This is a genomic window from Methanosarcina sp., from assembly GCF_035390745.1.
GTDB lineage: Archaea > Halobacteriota > Methanosarcinia > Methanosarcinales > Methanosarcinaceae > Methanosarcina.
Map to the genome: position 1 here is coordinate 1 of NZ_DAOOUJ010000138.1, position 1,755 is coordinate 1,755.

The 1,755-nt window shown below is 42.1% G+C and carries 1 protein-coding gene; it reads right to left on the reverse strand.

Going from position 1 to position 1,755, the window contains the following annotated elements; genetic code table 11:
* Nucleotides 1-209: 209 nt before the first annotated feature.
* Nucleotides 210-1,433 (reverse strand): nucleotidyl transferase family protein, encoded by a 1,224-nt coding sequence (locus PLL47_RS14875; protein ID WP_324447366.1) that lies wholly within the window; start codon nt 1,431-1,433, stop codon nt 210-212.
* Nucleotides 1,434-1,755: the final 322 nt, after the last annotated feature.

Genomic DNA, 1,755 nt, shown 5'->3' on the forward strand with positions numbered 1-1,755 from the left:
GGAAGTGGATGCTGGAATAAAAATTCCAGTTCTTCTATTATTTTTTCCATTGGACAGCTATAATTATGTTCTGAAAATGCTCCCTGAACTGACTAATTTCAAGAGAGCAGTCTCTAACTTTTTGACAGATCGGCTGTTTACCGAGCCAGAATCAAGTTATAAGTACGGATTTTGTTTTTTAATTCAAAAACTTATTCAGGTTTTCTGTATTATTTTCCACTTTTTCTTCTGATTTCTGTAGAAGATATCCCGTCGTCTTCATATTCAGCCATCGGAACAATTTCACAGAACTCAATGACCTCAGGACTGATGCAAAGCTCAACTGATTTCCTGCGAAATACCATGAAGCGTACATTTTTTTCCCTGAAACAATTTAAAATGGCATCCGTATCTAATTTACCATTATAATATTTTGAGTCAAAAATTCTGTTGAGTGTATCTGCCCCAACGATAAAGGTGCTGTCAGGGAAAAGGGCGGCTTTCTGAAGGAAAAGCGGCGCACTGGTCAGACAAACACCACCCATGAAGTTTTCGTTTTTATATTCTCTTAAAGAGTCAAGCCTCTGATTTAAGGAGATAAAATCTATGGGCGGCTTGTCAACGTTCGTCAAAGAAATTTCAAAGTGAACTGGCTCCCCCAGTTTCTCCGAAGCCAGTTTTGCCATGAAAACGTGGTTTCTGTGGCAGGGGTCAAAAGAGCCGGGGAAAACAAGCTTAATCTTTTGGGGCTCAGCAGAACTTTTTGCCCCATTTAAATCGATCCTTGACATAGCCGGGTTTTCATCAGGACTCTCCTTGCTGAACATTTTCTTTTTTAAAAGGTCTCCAACACAACTGGAAACTGATTCATAATTTTCAATTACCTTTTCCTTTCTTCCTTCCCCAGCATCAACATTGACCGGTAAATCAATTTCAGGAACTCCGCAGTGTCGGGCAATCAAGTTAAAAATCAGGAGCGAAGCAATCTTTTCTTCCTCTTCCCTTGTCCTTTCTGCTGTCAGTTCAAGGGTGCAGACACCTGTTTTGCAGGCTGCCTGGATGGAGACATGAACCTCGTGTTTTCTTCCTTCACGCTCATTTGCCGCTCTAAGCTTGCAGGTAGCTCCAATTCCGATAAGATCCTGGCCTGCAAACCCGTTGCCTTTCGAGAGGTCCAGTGCTCTCTGGTAAGCGACCATTGCCATCAGTCTTGCAGTTTTTTCCGAGCAGTACTTTTCAGGCTTCCTGCCGAGGAAGCGGTCCATTGCATCCATGCTATACGGAACAACTGCATCAAGTACTGTTGCCGAGCCGCTGCCGTGGCGGAGAAGTTCCCCAATAATTTCTGCCCCGCCTCCGGTTATTGCAAGAACTGCTTTGCAGGGCGATTTATGGATCTGAAAAATGAGTTCAACAGGCACACTGTATTTATCCGCAGCCAGCTTGTCTACCATCAATCATGTGGATACACTTAACGAGGTTATAAATATTATTATTCACGTCAGATTGCCGTTATTTCTATTCTGATTCAAAACTTCAAACTCCAGGTACACCAATATTTTCGTGTAAAAACGCCGTGAACCCGGTTAAAATTTGATTTTCAAGTGCCGGGACTCTCATCGGTCGTCAAAGCGACCGGCTTTTCTCAAAATGCTAAAATGACTCAAGTGTTGCAGCAAAATGAATATAAACAATTTTACCAGTCTTTTCCATTAAAATACGACTCATTGGTCATCGGTTAAGGAATTTTCTTGCCCGAAAGCTATCGATTTTGCA